The organism is Weissella sp. ESL1156, from assembly GCF_058505625.1.
In genome coordinates, this window is the sequence record NZ_CP196372.1 from 1,582,244 (window position 1) to 1,600,029 (window position 17,786).

General features: G+C 38.6%; 14 protein-coding genes, 8 tRNA genes and 1 riboswitch. Of the genes, 20 read left to right on the forward strand and 2 right to left on the reverse strand.

The window, feature by feature from the left end; genetic code table 11:
- Positions 1-19 precede the first annotated feature (19 nt).
- From ACSKY2_RS08095 to ACSKY2_RS08110, 4 genes are all read left to right on the forward strand, one after another.
- Positions 20-355, forward strand: a complete 336-nt coding sequence (locus ACSKY2_RS08095; protein ID WP_489877395.1) for a thioredoxin family protein — start codon at positions 20-22, stop codon at positions 353-355.
- A 351-nt stretch (positions 356-706) separates the two neighbouring features.
- Positions 707-1,186 (forward strand): GAF domain-containing protein, encoded by a 480-nt coding sequence (locus ACSKY2_RS08100; RefSeq protein ID WP_489877396.1) that lies wholly within the window; start codon positions 707-709, stop codon positions 1,184-1,186.
- Positions 1,187-1,232: 46 nt separating this feature from the next.
- A complete protein-coding gene (locus ACSKY2_RS08105; RefSeq protein ID WP_489877397.1) occupies positions 1,233-2,588 on the forward strand; it encodes a dihydrolipoyl dehydrogenase family protein in 1,356 nt (451 codons plus the stop codon).
- A 197-nt stretch (positions 2,589-2,785) separates the two neighbouring features.
- Positions 2,786-3,559, forward strand: coding sequence for an SDR family NAD(P)-dependent oxidoreductase (locus tag ACSKY2_RS08110; protein ID WP_489877398.1), 774 nt, complete (start codon positions 2,786-2,788; stop codon positions 3,557-3,559).
- Between the two features lie 67 nt (positions 3,560-3,626).
- On the opposite strand, the gene ACSKY2_RS08115 is transcribed toward ACSKY2_RS08110, so the two are convergent.
- Entirely contained in the window at positions 3,627-4,805 is a 1,179-nt protein-coding gene (locus ACSKY2_RS08115; protein WP_489840312.1) for an MFS transporter, read from the reverse strand.
- Positions 4,806-5,055: 250 nt separating this feature from the next.
- Positions 5,056-5,154: riboswitch (purine riboswitch) on the forward strand.
- Positions 5,155-5,262: 108 nt separating this feature from the next.
- On the opposite strand from ACSKY2_RS08115, the gene ACSKY2_RS08120 reads away from it, so the two are divergent.
- The 5 genes from ACSKY2_RS08120 to ACSKY2_RS08140 all read left to right on the forward strand — a co-directional run bounded on the left by ACSKY2_RS08120 (position 5,263) and on the right by ACSKY2_RS08140 (position 11,342).
- On the forward strand, positions 5,263-6,567 hold the full coding sequence (locus ACSKY2_RS08120; RefSeq protein WP_489877399.1) for a nucleobase:cation symporter-2 family protein: 1,305 nt from the start codon (positions 5,263-5,265) through the stop codon (positions 6,565-6,567).
- 5 nt (positions 6,568-6,572) lie between these two features.
- Positions 6,573-7,145, forward strand: a complete 573-nt coding sequence (locus ACSKY2_RS08125) for a xanthine phosphoribosyltransferase (RefSeq protein ID WP_489840310.1) — start codon at positions 6,573-6,575, stop codon at positions 7,143-7,145.
- A 129-nt stretch (positions 7,146-7,274) separates the two neighbouring features.
- The gene (locus ACSKY2_RS08130) at positions 7,275-8,144 is read left to right on the forward strand and encodes an NAD(P)-dependent oxidoreductase (protein WP_489877400.1); all 870 of its coding nucleotides are present in this window, start codon (positions 7,275-7,277) and stop codon (positions 8,142-8,144) included.
- Positions 8,145-8,208: 64 nt separating this feature from the next.
- On the forward strand, positions 8,209-9,807 hold the full coding sequence (locus ACSKY2_RS08135; protein ID WP_489877401.1) for a glycosyltransferase: 1,599 nt from the start codon (positions 8,209-8,211) through the stop codon (positions 9,805-9,807).
- Entirely contained in the window at positions 9,807-11,342 is a 1,536-nt protein-coding gene (locus ACSKY2_RS08140) for a glycosyltransferase (protein ID WP_489877402.1), read from the forward strand. Before ACSKY2_RS08135 ends, ACSKY2_RS08140 begins: the two co-directional genes overlap by 1 nt.
- A 130-nt stretch (positions 11,343-11,472) precedes the next feature.
- Here the strand turns inward: ACSKY2_RS08140 and ACSKY2_RS08145 are convergent.
- Positions 11,473-11,543, reverse strand: a tRNA-Cys gene (locus ACSKY2_RS08145).
- A 349-nt stretch (positions 11,544-11,892) separates the two neighbouring features.
- Here ACSKY2_RS08145 and ACSKY2_RS08150 point away from each other — a divergent pair.
- From ACSKY2_RS08150 to ACSKY2_RS08200, 11 genes are all read left to right on the forward strand, one after another.
- Positions 11,893-11,965 (forward strand) — tRNA-Val (locus ACSKY2_RS08150).
- A 2-nt stretch (positions 11,966-11,967) separates the two neighbouring features.
- Positions 11,968-12,041 (forward strand) — tRNA-Asp (locus ACSKY2_RS08155).
- Between the two features lie 8 nt (positions 12,042-12,049).
- Positions 12,050-12,122 (forward strand) — tRNA-Phe (locus tag ACSKY2_RS08160).
- Between the two features lie 40 nt (positions 12,123-12,162).
- Positions 12,163-12,233, forward strand: a tRNA-Trp gene (locus tag ACSKY2_RS08165).
- Between the two features lie 14 nt (positions 12,234-12,247).
- Positions 12,248-12,320 (forward strand) — tRNA-His (locus ACSKY2_RS08170).
- 46 nt (positions 12,321-12,366) lie between these two features.
- Positions 12,367-12,450 (forward strand) — tRNA-Leu (locus ACSKY2_RS08175).
- Between the two features lie 41 nt (positions 12,451-12,491).
- Positions 12,492-12,575: transfer RNA gene (locus tag ACSKY2_RS08180), tRNA-Leu, on the forward strand.
- A 205-nt stretch (positions 12,576-12,780) separates the two neighbouring features.
- Positions 12,781-14,124, forward strand: a complete 1,344-nt coding sequence (locus ACSKY2_RS08185) for an Nramp family divalent metal transporter (protein ID WP_489877403.1) — start codon at positions 12,781-12,783, stop codon at positions 14,122-14,124.
- Between the two features lie 363 nt (positions 14,125-14,487).
- Positions 14,488-15,630 carry a trans-sulfuration enzyme family protein gene (locus ACSKY2_RS08190; protein ID WP_489877404.1) on the forward strand — a complete coding sequence of 381 codons (1,143 nt, stop codon included), beginning with the start codon at positions 14,488-14,490 and terminating at the stop codon, positions 15,628-15,630.
- Between the two features lie 113 nt (positions 15,631-15,743).
- Positions 15,744-16,628 carry a 3-hydroxyacyl-CoA dehydrogenase gene (locus tag ACSKY2_RS08195; RefSeq protein ID WP_489840295.1) on the forward strand — a complete coding sequence of 295 codons (885 nt, stop codon included), beginning with the start codon at positions 15,744-15,746 and terminating at the stop codon, positions 16,626-16,628.
- A 120-nt stretch (positions 16,629-16,748) separates the two neighbouring features.
- A complete protein-coding gene (locus ACSKY2_RS08200) occupies positions 16,749-17,702 on the forward strand; it encodes an aldo/keto reductase (RefSeq protein ID WP_489877405.1) in 954 nt (317 codons plus the stop codon).
- Positions 17,703-17,786: the final 84 nt, after the last annotated feature.

A 17,786-nucleotide genomic window follows, 5' to 3' on the forward strand; every position in this document is an offset into this window, starting at 1 on the left:
AGTGAAAGAGGGCATGAACATGGAATTTTATCAACCAGAATTAAATGATGATGAAACAATTCGTCAAGAAATTGCAAAACCTGGTAAGCAAATCATGTTTTTACAAGCTGATTGGTGTGGCGATTGCAAGGCAATTAAGCCATTTGTAAAAGAAATTAAGAATGACGCTGTTTCTGCTGGTGCAAACTGGTTTGATGCAGATCGTGATGCCAATCTCGCCATTGCACAAGAACAAGGTTTGATGGGTATTCCAGCATTTGTCTTGTTTAAGGATGGTCAACAAGTTGATCATATTGGTAATGGTGAACGTTTAAATTTAAAGCAAGTCAAAGAATGGTTAGCAGCTTCTTTGTAAAATGATAGATTTCTCATAAAAAGATTGACAAAGATTACGGTCCTTTGTATGATATGATCAATTGAATGTTGAGAGATTCTATGATGAGAATAGTAAGGTTATGGTACTAATTCAGAAAGCACTACGTTGATGAAAATGTGTTTGGTACGTAACTTGAAGATGAGCTCTGAGAATGATACGAGTGCAAGCTGGTGTCACGGCAGGAACCGTTAGCTTCCCTGGTTTTTAATTGAACTGTAGAGATTTATTTGATGACAAATAAATGAATTTGGGTGGTAACACGAGACATCGTCCCTGATAAGAACAATCCGTTCTTATTGGGGACTTTTTTATATACTGGAGGATTTTAAAATGACAACTGAAACACAAACAATCCCTTTATTATCACAATTATTAACATCGTGGATTACAGGTGAAGCATCAGAAAAGTTTCCAATGTCTAATTTAGCAAATGCGGCAGCAATCTTGTATGAAAACTTAGCGACTGTTAATTGGGCGGGTTTTTATTTATATGATGAAACGAGTGATGAATTAATTTTAGGCCCCTTTATGGGTAAAGCAGCTGTTGTACGCATTAAACCAGGTGCTGGTGTGGTTGGGCAGGCCTATGCAAAACAGGAAACGATAGTCGTTGATGATGTGCATCAACATGTTGGCCATATTGCCTGTGATTCAGCATCAAATGCCGAAATTGTTGTCCCTTTAACACGTGAAGATGGCAAACGAATTGGTGTGATTGATATTGATTCTGTGACATTTAGTCGGTTTACTGATCAAGATAAGACGGATTTGGAACATTTTGCGCAGACATTATTACCATACATTTCATAAAAAATTTGCGATAATGGTAGCAGATAATATTTTATGAAGGGATGGTATGAAATCAGTGAGTGAAACAAAACAATATGATGTTGCAATCATTGGCGCGGGTCCAGCAGGACTAGCAGCAGCCCACCAGTTACATGATGCGGGTAAACGAGTTGCCATCATTGAAAAATATCTTTGGGGTGGAACATGCCCAAATTATGGTTGTGATCCAAAGAAAATTTTATTAGGTGCGGTTGAAACAGAAGAATATGCCAATTTTTTAACGGGTTCTGGTATTGATGGGCAATTGACCATTAATTGGCCAGATTTAATGCGCCATAAAAATCAATATACAGAGGGAATTTCATCAGGAACTGAGAAATCTTTAACCGCCAGTGGTATCGATCATTTTGCAGGTCAAGCCCAATTTATTGATGAGCAGACGGCTATTATTAAACAACTTGATCAAAAAGATATAACGTTAACAGCAACGGACTGGATTATTGCAGTTGGCCAACGTCCGGCTGAGTTATCATTTCCAGGTGCAGAGTTGACCATTGATTCAGAAGCGTTTTTGAGTTTGCCAGAATTACCAGATAGCTTGGTTATTATTGGCGGTGGGTTTGTTGCGGTTGAGTTTGCAGCGATTGCGGCAGCCGTTGGGACAAAAGTGAGTTTAGTGATTCGTGGCGATCGTTTATTGCGTTCATTTGATGAAACGATGGTTGATTCCTTGATGGATCAACTAGATGATCGTGGCATTCAAATGTATTTTGATACAGAAGTGACTGACATTAAATCAGTTGATAGTGATCTGGAAGTCACGTTAAGCTTTGGTAATACGATTGTTGCCGGTGCAGTTGTTCGTGCAGCTGGTCGTGTTGGTAATCATGATACATTGACCTTAGATCATGCAAATGTCCAGTATTCAGATAACGGCGTGTTGGTGGATCAACATCTTCGGACAAGTAATCCACATATTTATGCGATAGGAGACGTTGCAAATTCACCGGTGCCTAAAATAACTCCCGTCGCATCGTTTGAAGCACGCCATGCCGTTAATGAAATGTTAGGTCAAACACAACCAATTACTTATCCAGCAATACCAGTTGTTGTTTATGGCACGCCAAAATTAGCGCAAGTCGGTGTGACAACTGAAACAGCTGAGCAACAAGGATATACTGTTAATGATATTGATATGACGAGATGGTATACCGCATATCGTCAAAGTGATCCGGCTTCTCGTATCAGAGTGGCACTTAATGAAACAGGTCAAATAGTTGGTGCAACTGTGATGAATAGTCATGCTGATGAGCTAATTAATTATTTAACCACAGCTATTAATCAAGGTTTAACACAAGCTGATGTTGAACAACAATTATTTGCTTACCCGTCAGTTGCTTCTGATTTACCTTATTTTTTCTAGCATAAAATGCAGTGTTTAATATAGTCCCCTATTGATGGTCAAAGGCATTATTACCAATCAATAGGGGACTTGTTTTTTACTACTTTCGCAAGATTAAGAAAGCGCTTCCAAAACCGACCCAATTAAGTTATAATTTATCTGGTAAGAGATAAATTATTTGTAACTGTAGAACTTTAGTAGAAGAAAGGACTTGTATTATGGGACGTTTGGATAATAAAGTTGCTATTATCACTGGTGCAGCTAGTGGTATGGGATTAGCTGGTGCACAAATTTTTGCTCGTGAAGGTGCTAGCGTTGTTTTAACTGATGTAGCAGAAGAAAAATTAAATAAAGCAGCAGAAGATATTAGACAAAATGGCGGCGAAGCTACTGCGTTAACTTTGGATGTTTCAAGTCCAGAAGAATGGCAAAGAGTTGTTAAGAAAACCGTTGAACTATACGGAAAAATTGATATTTTAATTAATAATGCGGGAATCCACATTGCGAAAGGGATTCTTGATACAGATTTAGATACATGGAATAAAGTGATGGCGATTGATGGAACTTCTGTATTTTTAGGAATGCAAGCCGTTATTCCATATATGCAAAAGATAGGTAAAGGTTCAATTGTTAATACGTCTTCAATTGGGGCTTTAGTTGGTGGGAGTGCGACTGGATTTAGTGCGGCTTATAGTGCTGCCAAGGGAGCTGTGCGTTCATTGACTAAGTACGCTGCGCAAGAGTTTGGTAAGGATCACATTCGTGTTAATTCAGTTCACCCAGGTTCGACATTCACAGGCATGGCGGAAGCAGCCGGTCTTAAGAGTAAAGAAGAAATGGGGCAAGCTTATGAGGGTAAAGCAGCATTACCACCGTATGTTGCAGATGCTTCAGACATTGGTTATGCATATCTATACCTTGCTTCAGATGAATCAAGCTTTGTGACAGGGGAAGAATTGGTTGTTGATGGTGGATGGACAACTAATTCATAATACTTCAATTAGATTTTAGATAAGTAAAACGAGGCTAGAACATTCACGTTCTAGCCTCGTTTTTCGATTATGAAATTGATCCTTTTTGCTTAGCATTAACCCGATTCAACATCATCGTTGAGATCAAGGCAAAGGCAGTGAAAATGGCACCACCGATACCAACATTGTTTAGACCAAAGTTTGAAACAACGATACCACCAACTGCAGAGCCTAATGAAATACCTAAATTTGAAAAAATAGAATTGATTGATGAAGCCAAAACGAGTGCGTGAGGATAATCACGTTCAGCAACACCCATAATATGGAGTTGCAGTGGTGAATTGACAAGGTACATCAAAATACCAACTAACATAATATCAAAGGTACCCGACCAAACATTGCCAAGCAACAGTGGCATAATAATGAGTACGACAAATTCAATGAGATATAATATTGGCATGAGTCGCAGGCCTTTGTTGTCAGCAATACGACCACTCGCTTGATTACTGATTAATGACATCACGCCAAAAATCGTTAATAGAATGGTGATAAAACCAGGATCAAACGACAATGTTTTTGAAAAAATCGGGCGTAAGTATGTATAAAAAACATAGACACCTGCCAAACTACAAGTTTGAATAAAGACACTCAAATAAATTCTGGGATCTTTAAAAATAACAAATTGTTGTAGAATATGACCTTGCTTTTCCTGCATCAAATGATGGGGTAATGTTTTGATAATTAATAGGACAGTAATGATGCTTAGTAAGGTGATTGCAATAAAAGTGAAACGCCAACCAAATGTTGTACTGATCCAGGTACCAAGGGGCACACCAAAAACCGAAGCAACACTAAAGCCAGAAAAAATCCAACTTACTAGCCAGGCACGTTTTGCCATAGGAGCAATTACTGTTGCAAAGGTCATTGATAGCGATACCAGTGCGCCCGAAACAATCGCAACGATGATACGTGAAATAACAAGAACCGCATAATTGGGTGCAAAAATAGTCAAAGCATTACCGAGTGTAAAGACAAGTGCCAAAACAAGCATGGCATGATACAGATTATTCCGCAATGTCGATGTAATGATTGGGGTACATACAGCATAAACTAATGCAAAGATGGTTACCAAATAGCCCGTTGTGGCAACACTCACTGAAAATTCTTTTGCTAAATCATCAAGAATACCGATAATAATAAACTCGCTAAACCCTAATACAAAAGATATTAAAATTAATACAAAACTCTGAATTCTAAATTCTTTCATACGCTACCTCCTAAATAGTGCATATCATCATGACACCAGCCCATTTTTTCTACCACTCCCGCTAAAATATAAAACTTTACCCCCATTTGTCAACAATTTTTACTAATAAAATGTTATTTATTGTATATTTGATTGATGTGATGACATCAACAAAAAGACTTTTAGTCGACTAATTATGATAAGTTTTTGTTGAAATACGAACATGATAGTTTTCAAATGACAAAATGTCTGCTATATTAAATTACATAATACTTAAAACGTAATCACTGTCGGTATAATTGTTGGAGAATGGCCAACGAGTTCCTACCTGCTTCCCAAGAAGCGGACTACCGATAGTGTTTTGATATCTTTGTGCACCCATTCTGCATGCTTTTGCGTGTGTGGGTGCTTTTTTCATGTCGAATATCGATTTGGGATAGTGGTTACGTGTGTGTCTAAATTGGAGGAGAGTTAAATTATGGAGACGAACACACGGACAACAACCGTCCGTTTCGGCAAGTTGCGTAATCTTATTTTAGGATTGCAACACGTTTTGGCAATGTATTCTGGTGGTATTTTAGTACCGTTATTGATTGGGGCAGCTTTACATTTTAATGCCCAACAAATGGCATACTTGATTTCAGCTGATATTTTTATGACAGCGATTGGAACCTTATTTCAAATTAAAGGGACACGCTATACAGGTATTGCTATGCCAGTTGTGATTGGTTCAGCGGTGCAAACTGTATCACCATTGATTAATATTGGGAGTACGTTAGGCATTGGTGCCATGTATGGTGCAACGATTTCAGCAGGTATCTTTGTTTTCCTAATTAGTGGATTATTTGCGCGGTTACGTGAATACTTTCCACCAGTTGTGACAGGATCATTGATTACAGTCATTGGATTCACGCTGATTCCGGTAGGATTTCAAAATTGGGGTGGTGGCGATACGGCTGCCAAGAGTTTTGGTAGTTTAACTAATTTATCAATTGGGCTAGTGACAATCATTATTATTCTATTATTTAACTTATTTGCAAAAGGCTTTATGAAGTCAATTGCGATTTTACTAGGTATTATTTTAGGAACCATTTTTGCGGGTCTCTTAGGGCAAGTTTCGCTACAACCAGTTGCTGAGGCTTCTTGGTTTCATATGCCAACACCATTTTTCTTGGCAACCCCAACTTTTCATTGGTCAGCGATGATTACCATGATGATTGTTGCGCTGACATCAATGATGGAATCAACTGGCGTTTATTTTGCGTTAGCTGATTTAACAGGACGTAAATTAACCAATGAAGATATGGCAAAAGGTTACCGTGCTGAAGGACTTGCTGTCATCTTATCAGGACTATTTAACACTTTCCCTTATTCAACATTTTCACAAAATGTTGGTGTCGTTCGTCTGTCGGGTGTGAAAACAAGAAAGCCAATTTACTACGCTGTTTTGATTTTGTTACTAATTGGTTTGTTACCAAAGTTTGGTGCACTTGCAACAATTATTCCATCATCTGTTTTGGGTGGTGCAATGATTATTTTATTTGGTACAATCGGAGTACAAGGGATCACTATTTTGAAACAGGTCGACTTTGATGCAGAACGTAATCTAATGATTGCAGGTATTTCAATTGGTTCTGCCATCGGTGTGACTGTGTATCCACAAATTTTTCAACATTTACCAGAGCTTGTGAAACTGGTGATTGAAAATTCAGTTGTTGTCACATCAATACTTGCAGTATTGTTGAATGTGTTACTTCCAGGACGTGAGAAAGAGGTTAATTAGGGGACATGAAAGTTTTAGAAGATCGTATTAAACAAGATGGACGTGTTTTAGGGGAAGATGTTTTAAAGGTTGATAACTTTTTGAATCATCAAGTCGATCCTGAACTTATGCAAGCCATGGGGGAAGAATTTGCACGTCTATTTGCGGATGAAAAAATTGACAAAGTATTAACAGTTGAATCTTCAGGAATTGCACCAGCAATTTTTGCTGCCTTGGCCTTACATGTACCGATGGTGTTTGCTCGTAAGAAGAAGTCAATCACATTATCAGCTGAATCATATGTGGCGGACGTGTACTCATTTACGAAGCAAGAAACAAATCATGTTATGATTGACAAGCGCTTCTTACATGCAGGTGAACGTGTTTTGTTAATTGATGATTTCTTAGCAAATGGACAAGCAGTAACCGGTTTAATGGAGATTGCCAAAGCAGCACAAGCTGAAGTTGTAGGTGTTGGCATCGTTATTGAAAAGACATTTCAAAAAGGTCGTTCTTTATTGGATGAACAAGATATTCATGTTGAATCGTTAGCTCGAATTGCTGCGTTTGAAGATGGACAAGTTGTTTTTGCTGATTAATAAAAAATGAGAGCTAAGCTGAGATACTTTAAAATTTAAAGTATTTCAGCTTTTTTTAGATATTTCTATATTATTTTTTAAGTGAGGCAAGGTAAAATAGAACATAATAAATAAATGGGGGCATGGCAAATGAAAATTGGTTTTATTGGTACGGGTGTTATGGGAACAGGCATCATTAACAATTTATTGCAAGCAAATTATGAGGTGTTTGTTTATAATCGCACCAAGGCACATGCACAATCAGTCATTGCGCATGGTGCTGTGTGGCAAGATTCGCCACGTAAAATTGCGGAAGTAGCAGACGTTGTTATGACAATGGTTGGTTATCCTAAAGATGTGGCAAGTCAATATTATGGTGAGAATGGTATTTTTGCAGGTGCCCACGCTGGACAAATTATGGTTGATATGACAACATCAACACCAACGTTGGCAACTGAATTAGCTGAAGCTGGTCAGAAAATAGGGGTTACTGTTTTGGATGCACCAGTTTCTGGTGGTGATACCGGTGCCAAAAATGGGACATTAACGGTGATGGTTGGTGGTGATGAAACCGCCTTTAATCAGTTACAACCGATTTTTCAAGTGATTGCAAAAGCGACCACTTTATTCGGTGCAGCCGGTAAAGGGCAGCATGCAAAAATGGCTAATCAAATTATGGTGGCTGGTACCATGTTGGGCATGGCTGAAACAATGGCATATGCGAAAGCAGCGCAGTTAAATGTTTCTGAAGTTTTGCATACTCTTGGCGGTGGGGCAGCGCAGAACTGGTCATTAGATAATTATGGACCACGTATTTTGGCAGGTGATTACGAGCCTGGTTTCTACGTTAAACACTTCATTAAAGACTTACGAATTGCCCTAGATGAAGCCAAAAAATTAGGCCTTACGCTGCCAATGACAACACTAGCTGAACAACTATATACAAAATTAGCTGATGATAATGGCTTGTCAGATGCTGGGACACAAGCAATTGTGCGCTTATGGTCACAGTTTGCCTAATACAAATAATGAAATAAACTGTAGTGACATTTCGTCTCAGATGCAGTGATGAAAGGCGGAACGAATGAACTTCTTTATTAATGCGACAATGCCAAAACAAAAATCTGGTATTGAACATGCAGAATTAAAGCGTTTAGACTTATTCAATAAAAATAATGAACCGGCACGGGTTGTTTTGCGTGATTGGGATCCAAATGCGCACATCAATGCTAATAATGCCGGAATTCCTGATGAACAACTCATCAATATGTTTGATTATTTTCAAGAAGCGATGCAAGTCACACCAAAGCAAGTGCAAGTACAAGATATTGAATTTGGTGTGTTAAATGCACAAATAACTGATGAATCAGAAAAAAAACGCTATTTGGTGACAACTAATGACCAATTGGTTGCACGGGTGAATTATAATTCTGACGCAGCGCAGCAAGTTCAGTCAGTTGAATGGCTTGATGGCTTTAATAATCTATATTGTGTTGATTATTATGATTCACGTGGCTTTGTGTCATTAAAGCAATGGTATACCCCTGATAATAAAATTGGTACAGAGACTTGGCAAACACCATCTGGTCGAACTGTTATCGAGGCATTTCATAAGCAGACAATGTCTGGTGAGCGTCAAAAAACGGGATGGCGTTTGATTGATCAACAAAATCAGGTGTACCAATTCGATACATTGACAGAATTCACAAAATATTTTTTGGATTGTTTAAATGATGATTTTTGGTCAGTGGATCAACCTAATGTGTTTATTGCCGATCGGACTCATTTAGGCGATTGGGGACTACGCCAGTTGAATAAACCAGCCTATACTGTTTTTCATTTGCATAATGCACATACTGCGGATGCACAGGATCCGGCAGCACCATTGCTCAATAATAATTATGAGTATGCATTAAACGCGATTGATGATTATGATGCAGTTGTGTCAGCAACACACAAACAAACGGCTGATGTCCGTGCCCGTTTCCAACCCAAAACCAAGTTATTTACGATTCCAGTTGGTGTGGTGCCAGATCGTTTATCACAAGCACCACGCATACCACTAGCGAATCGTGAATTTGGAAAGATGGTTGTCTTCTCACGAATTGCCTGGGAAAAACATTTAGATGATTTGGTCCGTGCAATTGGTATTGTTCATCAAGAATTTCCACAGGTGACCTTAGATATTTATGGTTATCCAGATCCAAGTGATAATTATAAAGCGCGACGTGAAGTAGAACAGGTCATTGCGGATTATCAGTTAGAAGATGTTGTGACATTAAAGGGGTATACAACAGACATTGATGCTGTGCAGAATAATGCAATGATGTATGGTTTAACATCGAGAATGGAAGGGTTTAATCTCGCCATTATGGAAGCTATTTCACATGGATTGATTGCTTTTTCATACGATGTTAATTATGGTCCTAATGAAATTGTGGAAGATGGCGTCAATGGTGCGGTGGTCGCATATGGTGATTATCAAGCAATGGCTGAAGCAATTTTACGTGTTTTGCGCGATCCGGATTTAGCGGAAGAGTATATTATTGGGGCTTACCAATCAGCTGAAAGATATTCCGAAGATTCGGTTTGGTCAGCTTGGCAGGCTCTGTTAACTGATGCAAAGCAAAGTTGGCCAATGAAGTTATCGGGTATGCCAGGTTATCGTGGAGGACAACAATAATGTATTATTTTGTGAGTGAAAATATTTTCGCCTATAATTCAGGAACTGAACATGCCCAAGCGAAACGTGTCCAATTTTTTAACCGGCAAAAACAAGCTGGCCAGTTAGATCAAGCAGTTTATGTTACCCGTGATTATAATCGTTTTTTAAATCGTGATGCAACAGCGATGGGATTAAAAGCGTCTGAAGTGCTTAATATGTATGATTTCTTTCAAGGAACGACGAATGTTTTACGCCAAGAACAACACTTACGCTTATTACCACAAATCCCTTTAGATCAATATCATATTGTTAGTCATGGACCAAATTATTCAACGTTAGAGGATGCTGGGCGTGTGGTTGCACGTATTAATGTCATGCCAGCAACAGTAGGATTGGTTAATGATATCATGTATTATGATCGGGCTGATAATCTAACCGTTCGTGAAAACTTTGACTGGCGCGGTTTCAAGTCATCAGTTGATTACTTCCATCCAGATGGTCAATTGGCTGTACGTAAGTTTTTGAACTTAGCAGGTGAAACCGTTCTTGAAATGACTCAAATGAATATTAATGGTCAACTTTTGCCTAGTATGTATAAGTTACGCAACTATCTTGGTCATGATTATCGGTTTAATACCGAAGAACAATTATTTTTGTTCTTTTTAAATGAAATCACACGTCAACAACCAGCTGCAACGTTAATTTCTGATCGACGTAGTTTAGATCATGTTGTTGCAGGGGTACAAGGGGCAACCAGTAAATTTGCTTATCTACATGATGTGCACACAAGCGATACAAAACATCCAGTACGAGGGAAGCTATATCCAGCTTATACCAACGTATTGGAGCGTTATGGGCAAGCATTTACGGCCATTCTTGTACCAACGGCAACACAACAACGTGATTTACAAACACGTTATCCACAATTAACGATCCGAGTTGCACCTGATTTGACCATAAGTGAAGATGCGCTTCAGCAGCCACAAATACCATTAGGAAAACGACAACAGCATCAACTTATTTATGTTGGTCGGTTATCACCTGAAAAGCGACCTGATCAGGCTATGCGTGTACTGGCACGAGTCGTGAATGATGTACCAGATGCAACATTAGTTTATTATGGCTATGCTGCATCACAAGAAATCATGCAGGAGTTACAGGATTTAGCAGCAAAGTTGAATGTTGTTGATCATGTGACTTTTGGTGGCTATGTGACTGGTCAAGCCTTACAAGATGCTTATCAACAAGCACAGATTATTTTGCAACCGTCAGTTGGTGAAGGATTGGGGATGAATCTTGTTGAAGCAATGAGTCACGGTGTGCCAAGTATTAGTTATGATGTGCCATATGGGGCTCATGCATTAATTACTGACGGTGTGAATGGTTACATCGTGCCAGATGGTTCAAATGTGGCAATGGCAAAACAAGCTAGCCAACTACTACGTGATAATGAATTATGGACTAAGATGTCACAGTCAGCGTATGAATCAGCGAAGAATTTTTCTGATGGTAAAGCCGTTGCTATTTGGGAACAAGCACTGAGTGAATTATAAAACAAAAAGGGGTTGAGACATAAGTTGTTATGACCAGCTGCAAAAGGCGCCAATCTATCAATTTGGTAGATTGGCGCTTTTAAACGTGTTCCAAACGATTGAAACCTTTTGGAACATTCTTTTTTTTAGAAGGTAGTGGCGGGAATCGAACCCGTGATGACGGTTTTGCAGACCGTTGCCTTACCACTTGGCTACACTACCAAGATTAATGAATAGTTTATGAAATGTACACGTACACGTGTACGTTACCACCACGATTACATATTATAGGGGAAATATCGCAAAGTTGCAATTACCTAATTCATTTATTATGACTTAATCAAAATAGCATGATGATAAATTCGCGATTCTTAATGTAAGTTTTTATATTGGTAAGGATAAAAATAAAAATCAGAGGACTCTTTATAATAAATGTAATGTTGACATAGTGTTTTTATGAAAAAATATACTAATTCATATATTAATTTAAATATGCCTGTGTTTAGGGTTGCAATGGTTGCAAAATATCGGTATAATAATTTTTGTTGTTGAGTTTGTAACAATAAAAAATGGACGTTTAGCTCAGCTGGGAGAGCACCTGCCTTACAAGCAGGGGGTCACAGGTTCGAACCCTGTAACGTCCATTGGTCGCATGGTCTAGTTGGTTATGACGTTCGCCTGTCACGCGAAAGATCACGGGTTCGAGTCCCGTTGTGACCGTTTATAATGGCGCGGTAGCTCAGTTGGTAGAGCATACGATTGAAGCTCGTAGTGTCGACGGTTCGATTCCGCCCCGCGCCATTTGATGATACAAAGTATTATCAATAGGACCATCTCAAATAGGGGTATAGTTTAATGGTAGAACAACGGTCTCCAAAACCGCCGGTGGGGGTTCGACTCCCTCTACCCCTGTTTATCTGATGATGGCGGTAGTGGTGAAGTGGTTAACACACCGGTTTGTGGTTCCGGCACGCGTGGGTTCGATCCCCATCTACCGCCCTTGAAGTCTTAATGACTTCGTTTTTATAACATAATAATTAAATATGCCGTTGTGGCGGAATTGGCAGACGCGCTGGACTCAAAATCCAGTTCCCGCAAGGGAGTATGGGTTCGACCCCCATCGACGGCATTCGATGACATCGTTTTGTTGTATATATTTAATTATTATATGCCGTTGTGGCGGAATTGGCAGACGCGCTGGACTCAAAATCCAGTTCTCGCAAGAGAGTATGGGTTCGACCCCCATCGACGGCATGCGTAGAGTTCTATAAATCCAAAAATACAGGATTTATAGAACTTTTTTTTAGGATTTATTGGGTAACATTTATTGCGTTTTGGTTAAGAATATTCTTTGAAATCCCTTACTTTTATTTATATAGTACATAATGGTTTTAATTTTTAATGCTTTGTTAGATACTATAAAAGGAAGGTATTAGAGAGTAAGATAGGAGAGCGATCAATGGCAGAGAAACTAACAGCACAAGAACCTGAAGAGCAAAGTCTTGCTGAAATTAATGGTTCAGTTGCTGTACCGAGCACAGGCAGCTTTTTCCGGAAATTAATGGCATGGAGTGGACCGGGGGCACTGGTTGCTGTAGGATACATGGATCCGGGTAATTGGATTACATCTATTGTCGGTGGTGCACGTTACCACTACTTGTTATTGTCAGTTGTTCTAATTTCGAGTTTAATTGCGATGTTGTTACAATACATGGCCGCTAAACTGGGAATTGTCGCACAAAAAGATTTGGCTCAAATGACTCGTGACAGTACGAGTAAAACAATTGGTTGGTTATTATGGATCATGACTGAGTTGGCCATTATGGCAACTGATATGGCTGAAGTTATTGGGGCAGCTATCGCCCTGCATCTACTATTTGGATTACCATTATTATGGGGAGTTTTGATTACAGCTGCTGATGTTTTGTTACTATTATTGTTAATGAAATTAGGATTTCGTAAGATCGAGGCGATTGTTGCGACTTTAATTTTGGTTATTTTGGGCATCTTCTTATACATGGCTATTTTAGCAAAACCGGATATGGGAGCAGCGGCGGTTAATCTAATACCGCATAAAGAAATTATCCATCATAGTCAATTGATGTTAGCGTTGGGAATTGTTGGTGCAACGGTTATGCCCCATAACCTTTATTTACATTCATCAATTTCGCAGACGCGTAAAGTTAAGCGTGATAAAAAAAGCATCAAAGAAGCTTTGAAGTTTACAGCTTGGGATTCTAACATTCAATTAACAGGTGCTTTTATTGTTAATGCTTTGTTGTTGATTGTTGGTGCTGCCTTGTTCTTTGGCCATGGTTCTGATTTAGAAGCGTTTGGTGATTTGTTCAATGCGCTTAATAACCGTCAAATTGTTGGGGCAATTGCAAGTCCATTCTTAAGTATGTTGTTTGCGATCGCCTTATTAGCATCTGGACAAAATTCAACGATCACAGGGACGTTAACAGCACAAATTATCATGGAAGGTTATACGACCTTACGCATGCCGATGTGGCTACAACGTTTGGTAACCCGTGGTTTGGCGCTAGTACCAATTATCATATTTACTATTATTTTTGGTGCAACAGAAGGTGCTTTGGATGAACTACTAGTTTACTCACAAGTCTTTCTATCGGTTGCCTTACCATTCTCGATGTTTCCATTAATATATTTTACTTCATCAGAGAAGTATATGGGAGAATTTAAAAACAATGCCTGGGCAAAGTGGACAGGTTATATTGTGGCTATTTTGTTAACGATATTGAATATTAAATTAATTATTGATACTTTAGCGCCATTATTTTAATGGTTGAGGATAATCGTGAAATCATGCTGATTTCACGATTTTTTATTTGGTTATTTATCATAAGTAGTTGACAAAATAAACGTAAAATAGGTACACTAATGTCAATCAAATTCGTGGAGGGGTATTATGAATCAAACGACGTTTCGCTTAATGGGATGTTTTTGTCGAACACAGCGCTTTTTGCGATGTTCGGCCTGTTAAGAGTGGCATTTTTGAGGCATTATACCCTTAAAAATTGTTCAATGGTAACAGGATTAACATTGAACGAAGAGCGCAAATTCTCTGATGATGATCAGAATTTGTGCTTTTTTTATTAGAAAAAATGAAACTTTAGAAAAGAGTAATAATACGGGAGATTAAGTAATGGAATTTGATACAAAATTAATTCATGGTGGGATTAGCGAAGACGAATTTACGGGAGCAACATCGATACCGATATATATGGCATCGACCTTTCATCAAAAGAAAATTGGTCAAAATAAATATGAATATTCACGGTCAGGGAATCCGACACGTGAAGCAGTTGAGAAACTAATTGCAGATCTTGAAGGTGGCGTGGCGGGTTTTGCATTTGCTTCGGGGTCAGCAGCAATTGATACTGTTTTTTCATTATTTTCACATGGTGATCATTTCATCATTGGGGACGATGTCTATGGGGGAACATTTCGTTTAATCGATACAGTGCTAAAACGTTTTGGGATGACTTTTACAATTGTCGATACACGTGATTTAGTGGCAGTTGAACAAGCAATTACGCCACAAACCAAAGCCATTTATTTGGAAACGCCAACAAATCCACTATTGCGAGTAACAGATATTGCAGCGATTGCGAATATTGCACAACGTCATCATATTATTAGTATTATTGATAACACATTTGCATCGCCCTATATACAACGACCGCTTGAGCTTGGTATTGATATTGTTTTGCATAGTGCAACGAAGTATTTAGGTGGGCATAGTGACGTGGTTGCTGGTTTGGTGGCGACGAAAGATCCTATATTAGGAGAGCAAATTGGTTACCTGCAAAATGCGATGGGAAATATTTTGGCACCACAAGAAAGTTGGCTATTACAACGTGGTATGAAGACATTATCACTTCGTATGCGGGCTCATTTAAATAATGCACAAGTGATATTTGAATATTTAAAGCAACAACCTTTGGTCAGCAAAATATACTATCCTGGTAATCCTGAAAATCCTGATTACGAGATAGCTAAAAAGCAAATGCATGGTTTTGGTGCGATGATTTCATTTGAGTTACAATCAGGTTTAGATCCACAAATCTTTGTTGAACAATTACGGGTCATTACTTTAGCTGAAAGTCTTGGCGCTTTAGAAAGCTTGATTGAAATACCAGCAATAATGACACATGGTGCAATTCCACGCGAGACACGATTAAAAAATGGTATCCAAGATGAATTAATTCGTTTGTCAATTGGTGTTGAAGATAAGCGTGATTTATTAACTGATTTAGCCCGTGGTTTTCAATATTTAAAAAAGTAGTCTTTGTTTAAGGTTCGTTAAAAGTAGCTGATAAATAATAACGATGTTATAAATAATATATTGTAAGTTTATAAATTGTATGTTTTTATAAGGATGACTTAGGAGGATTTTGAATGTCGATCAAGAATGTTACAGTTGCTGGCGGTGGTGTATTAGGTAGCCAAATTGCTTTTCAAACAGCATTTACAGGATTTAATGTCACACTATATGATATTAACGATGATGCTTTAGCACATGCTAAGACATTATTAGCTAGTTATGTACCTGAATATGAAGATTTTTATGATGATGGTGATAAAGCGTCATCAGTTATTGATAATATGTCATTTTCTACCAGTTTAGCAGAAGCTGTTGCTGATGCTGATTTAGTGATTGAAGCAATTCCTGAAAGTGTAAAAATTAAGTCAAGTTATTATAAAGAGTTATCTGAAGTTGCACCAGCTAAGACCATTTTTGCAACAAATTCATCAACATTTGTGCCATCACAGTTTGCAGAATATGTTGATCGACCAGAAAAGTTCTTAGCGATTCATTTTGCTAACCAGATTTGGAAGAATAATAATGCTGAAATTATGGGACATGCCGGTACGGATGACAAGTACATTGACGAACTGGTTGCATTTGCACGAGACATTCGTATGGTTCCATTCCGTTTGAACAAAGAGCAACATGGTTACATTTTGAATTCATTATTAGTACCATTGCTTGATGCTGCCGAAGGACTTTGGATTAAAGGTGTTGCTGATCCAGAAACTATTGATAAGTCATGGATGATTGCAACTGGTGCACCACAAGGACCATTTGCTATTTTGGATGTTGTTGGTTTGAACACACCATATAATCTATCACTTGCTAAAGCAGATTCAGATGAGGAAGCTGCTGCGATTGCTAAAAAGTTGAAGACAATGATTGATGAAGGAAAAACTGGGGCAGCTGCTGGTGAAGGCTTTTACAAGTATCCTAACCCCGCATTCAAGGATGCTGATTTCTTGAAGTAAACATTAATAAATTTGAACTGAGGATCGATTAGCCGATTCTCAGTTTTTTGCATAGTGTTTGATTGGTTTTGTATCATAAATCAGTGTAAAATATACCTTGAAAAGGGAGGTATTCATAAGATGTCACAAATCAACTTAGGCGGTTCTGGCTTAATGGTCCCAACAATTGCGTTGGGAGCAATGCGAATGGGGGACAAGTCAGCAGCCGAAGCACAAGAAGTCGTTGAGACGGTCTTATCAAAGGGTGTCAATTTCTTTGATACGGCTGATATTTATGGGAATGGCCAATCAACAACCAGTTTAGCCAAGGCGCTAAAAGCAGCCGGTGCTAAGCGTGAAGATATCATTTTACAAACGAAAGGTGGTATTCTATCAGATCGTGGCCCAGTTGCGGCTGATGGTTTGACTGGCTCACGTTATGAGTTTTCAAAAAATCATATTATTGCGTCAGTTGATGCTGAGTTATCTCGATTAGGGACAGATTATTTAGATGTGTTCTTGTTACATCGACCAGATGCTTTGATGCAACCCGACGAAATTGCTGCGGCGTTTGATGAATTAGCAGCTAGTGGTAAAGTAAAGCAATTTGGTGTTTCAAATATGAACACATGGCAGGTCGAATTATTACAATCTGCTGTACATCAAAAGTTAGTTGCTAACCAATTACAATTTGGGGTAATGCATACAGGGATGGTTGACGCTGGTATTCATGTGAACATGGCAGATAGTCGCTCAGTTGATCATGATGGTGGAATCTTACCATATTCACAATTAAAGCATATGACGATTCAAGCTTGGTCACCATTCCAATATGGTATGTTTGAAGGGCACTTTATCGATAATGATAAGTTCCCTGAGTTGAATGCGAAGTTGCAAGAAATTGCTGACAAGCACAATTCAACAAAGAATGGTATCGCTGTCGCATTTATTCTTACACATCCAGCGAATATGCAAGTTATTTTAGGATCAATGACGCCAAGTCGTCTGATAGAAATGATTGATGGTCGTGACGTGAAGTTGTCACATCAAGAATGGTATGACATCTACTTAGCAGCAGGTAACGATTTACCATAAAATTCGGATCAAACCGATATGGTGTATAGTAGAAAACTGAATAATTATAAACTAGTCGAATGCTTTTTTAAGAAGCATTCGACT

Bases quoted from the DNA above. Each gene is read 5' to 3' on its own strand.
- ACSKY2_RS08095 (WP_489877395.1), top strand. From the start codon at position 20: ATGGAATTTTATCAACCAGAATTAAATGATGATGAAACAATTCGTCAA.
- ACSKY2_RS08100 (WP_489877396.1), top strand. From the start codon at position 707: ATGACAACTGAAACACAAACAATCCCTTTATTATCACAATTATTAACA.
- ACSKY2_RS08105 (WP_489877397.1), top strand. From the start codon at position 1,233: ATGAAATCAGTGAGTGAAACAAAACAATATGATGTTGCAATCATTGGC.
- ACSKY2_RS08110 (WP_489877398.1), top strand. From the start codon at position 2,786: ATGGGACGTTTGGATAATAAAGTTGCTATTATCACTGGTGCAGCTAGT.
- ACSKY2_RS08115 (WP_489840312.1), bottom strand. From the start codon at position 4,805: ATGAAAGAATTTAGAATTCAGAGTTTTGTATTAATTTTAATATCTTTT.
- ACSKY2_RS08120 (WP_489877399.1), top strand. From the start codon at position 5,263: ATGGAGACGAACACACGGACAACAACCGTCCGTTTCGGCAAGTTGCGT.
- ACSKY2_RS08125 (WP_489840310.1), top strand. From the start codon at position 6,573: ATGAAAGTTTTAGAAGATCGTATTAAACAAGATGGACGTGTTTTAGGG.
- ACSKY2_RS08130 (WP_489877400.1), top strand. From the start codon at position 7,275: ATGAAAATTGGTTTTATTGGTACGGGTGTTATGGGAACAGGCATCATT.
- ACSKY2_RS08135 (WP_489877401.1), top strand. From the start codon at position 8,209: ATGAACTTCTTTATTAATGCGACAATGCCAAAACAAAAATCTGGTATT.
- ACSKY2_RS08140 (WP_489877402.1), top strand. From the start codon at position 9,807: ATGTATTATTTTGTGAGTGAAAATATTTTCGCCTATAATTCAGGAACT.
- ACSKY2_RS08185 (WP_489877403.1), top strand. From the start codon at position 12,781: ATGGCAGAGAAACTAACAGCACAAGAACCTGAAGAGCAAAGTCTTGCT.
- ACSKY2_RS08190 (WP_489877404.1), top strand. From the start codon at position 14,488: ATGGAATTTGATACAAAATTAATTCATGGTGGGATTAGCGAAGACGAA.
- ACSKY2_RS08195 (WP_489840295.1), top strand. From the start codon at position 15,744: ATGTCGATCAAGAATGTTACAGTTGCTGGCGGTGGTGTATTAGGTAGC.
- ACSKY2_RS08200 (WP_489877405.1), top strand. From the start codon at position 16,749: ATGTCACAAATCAACTTAGGCGGTTCTGGCTTAATGGTCCCAACAATT.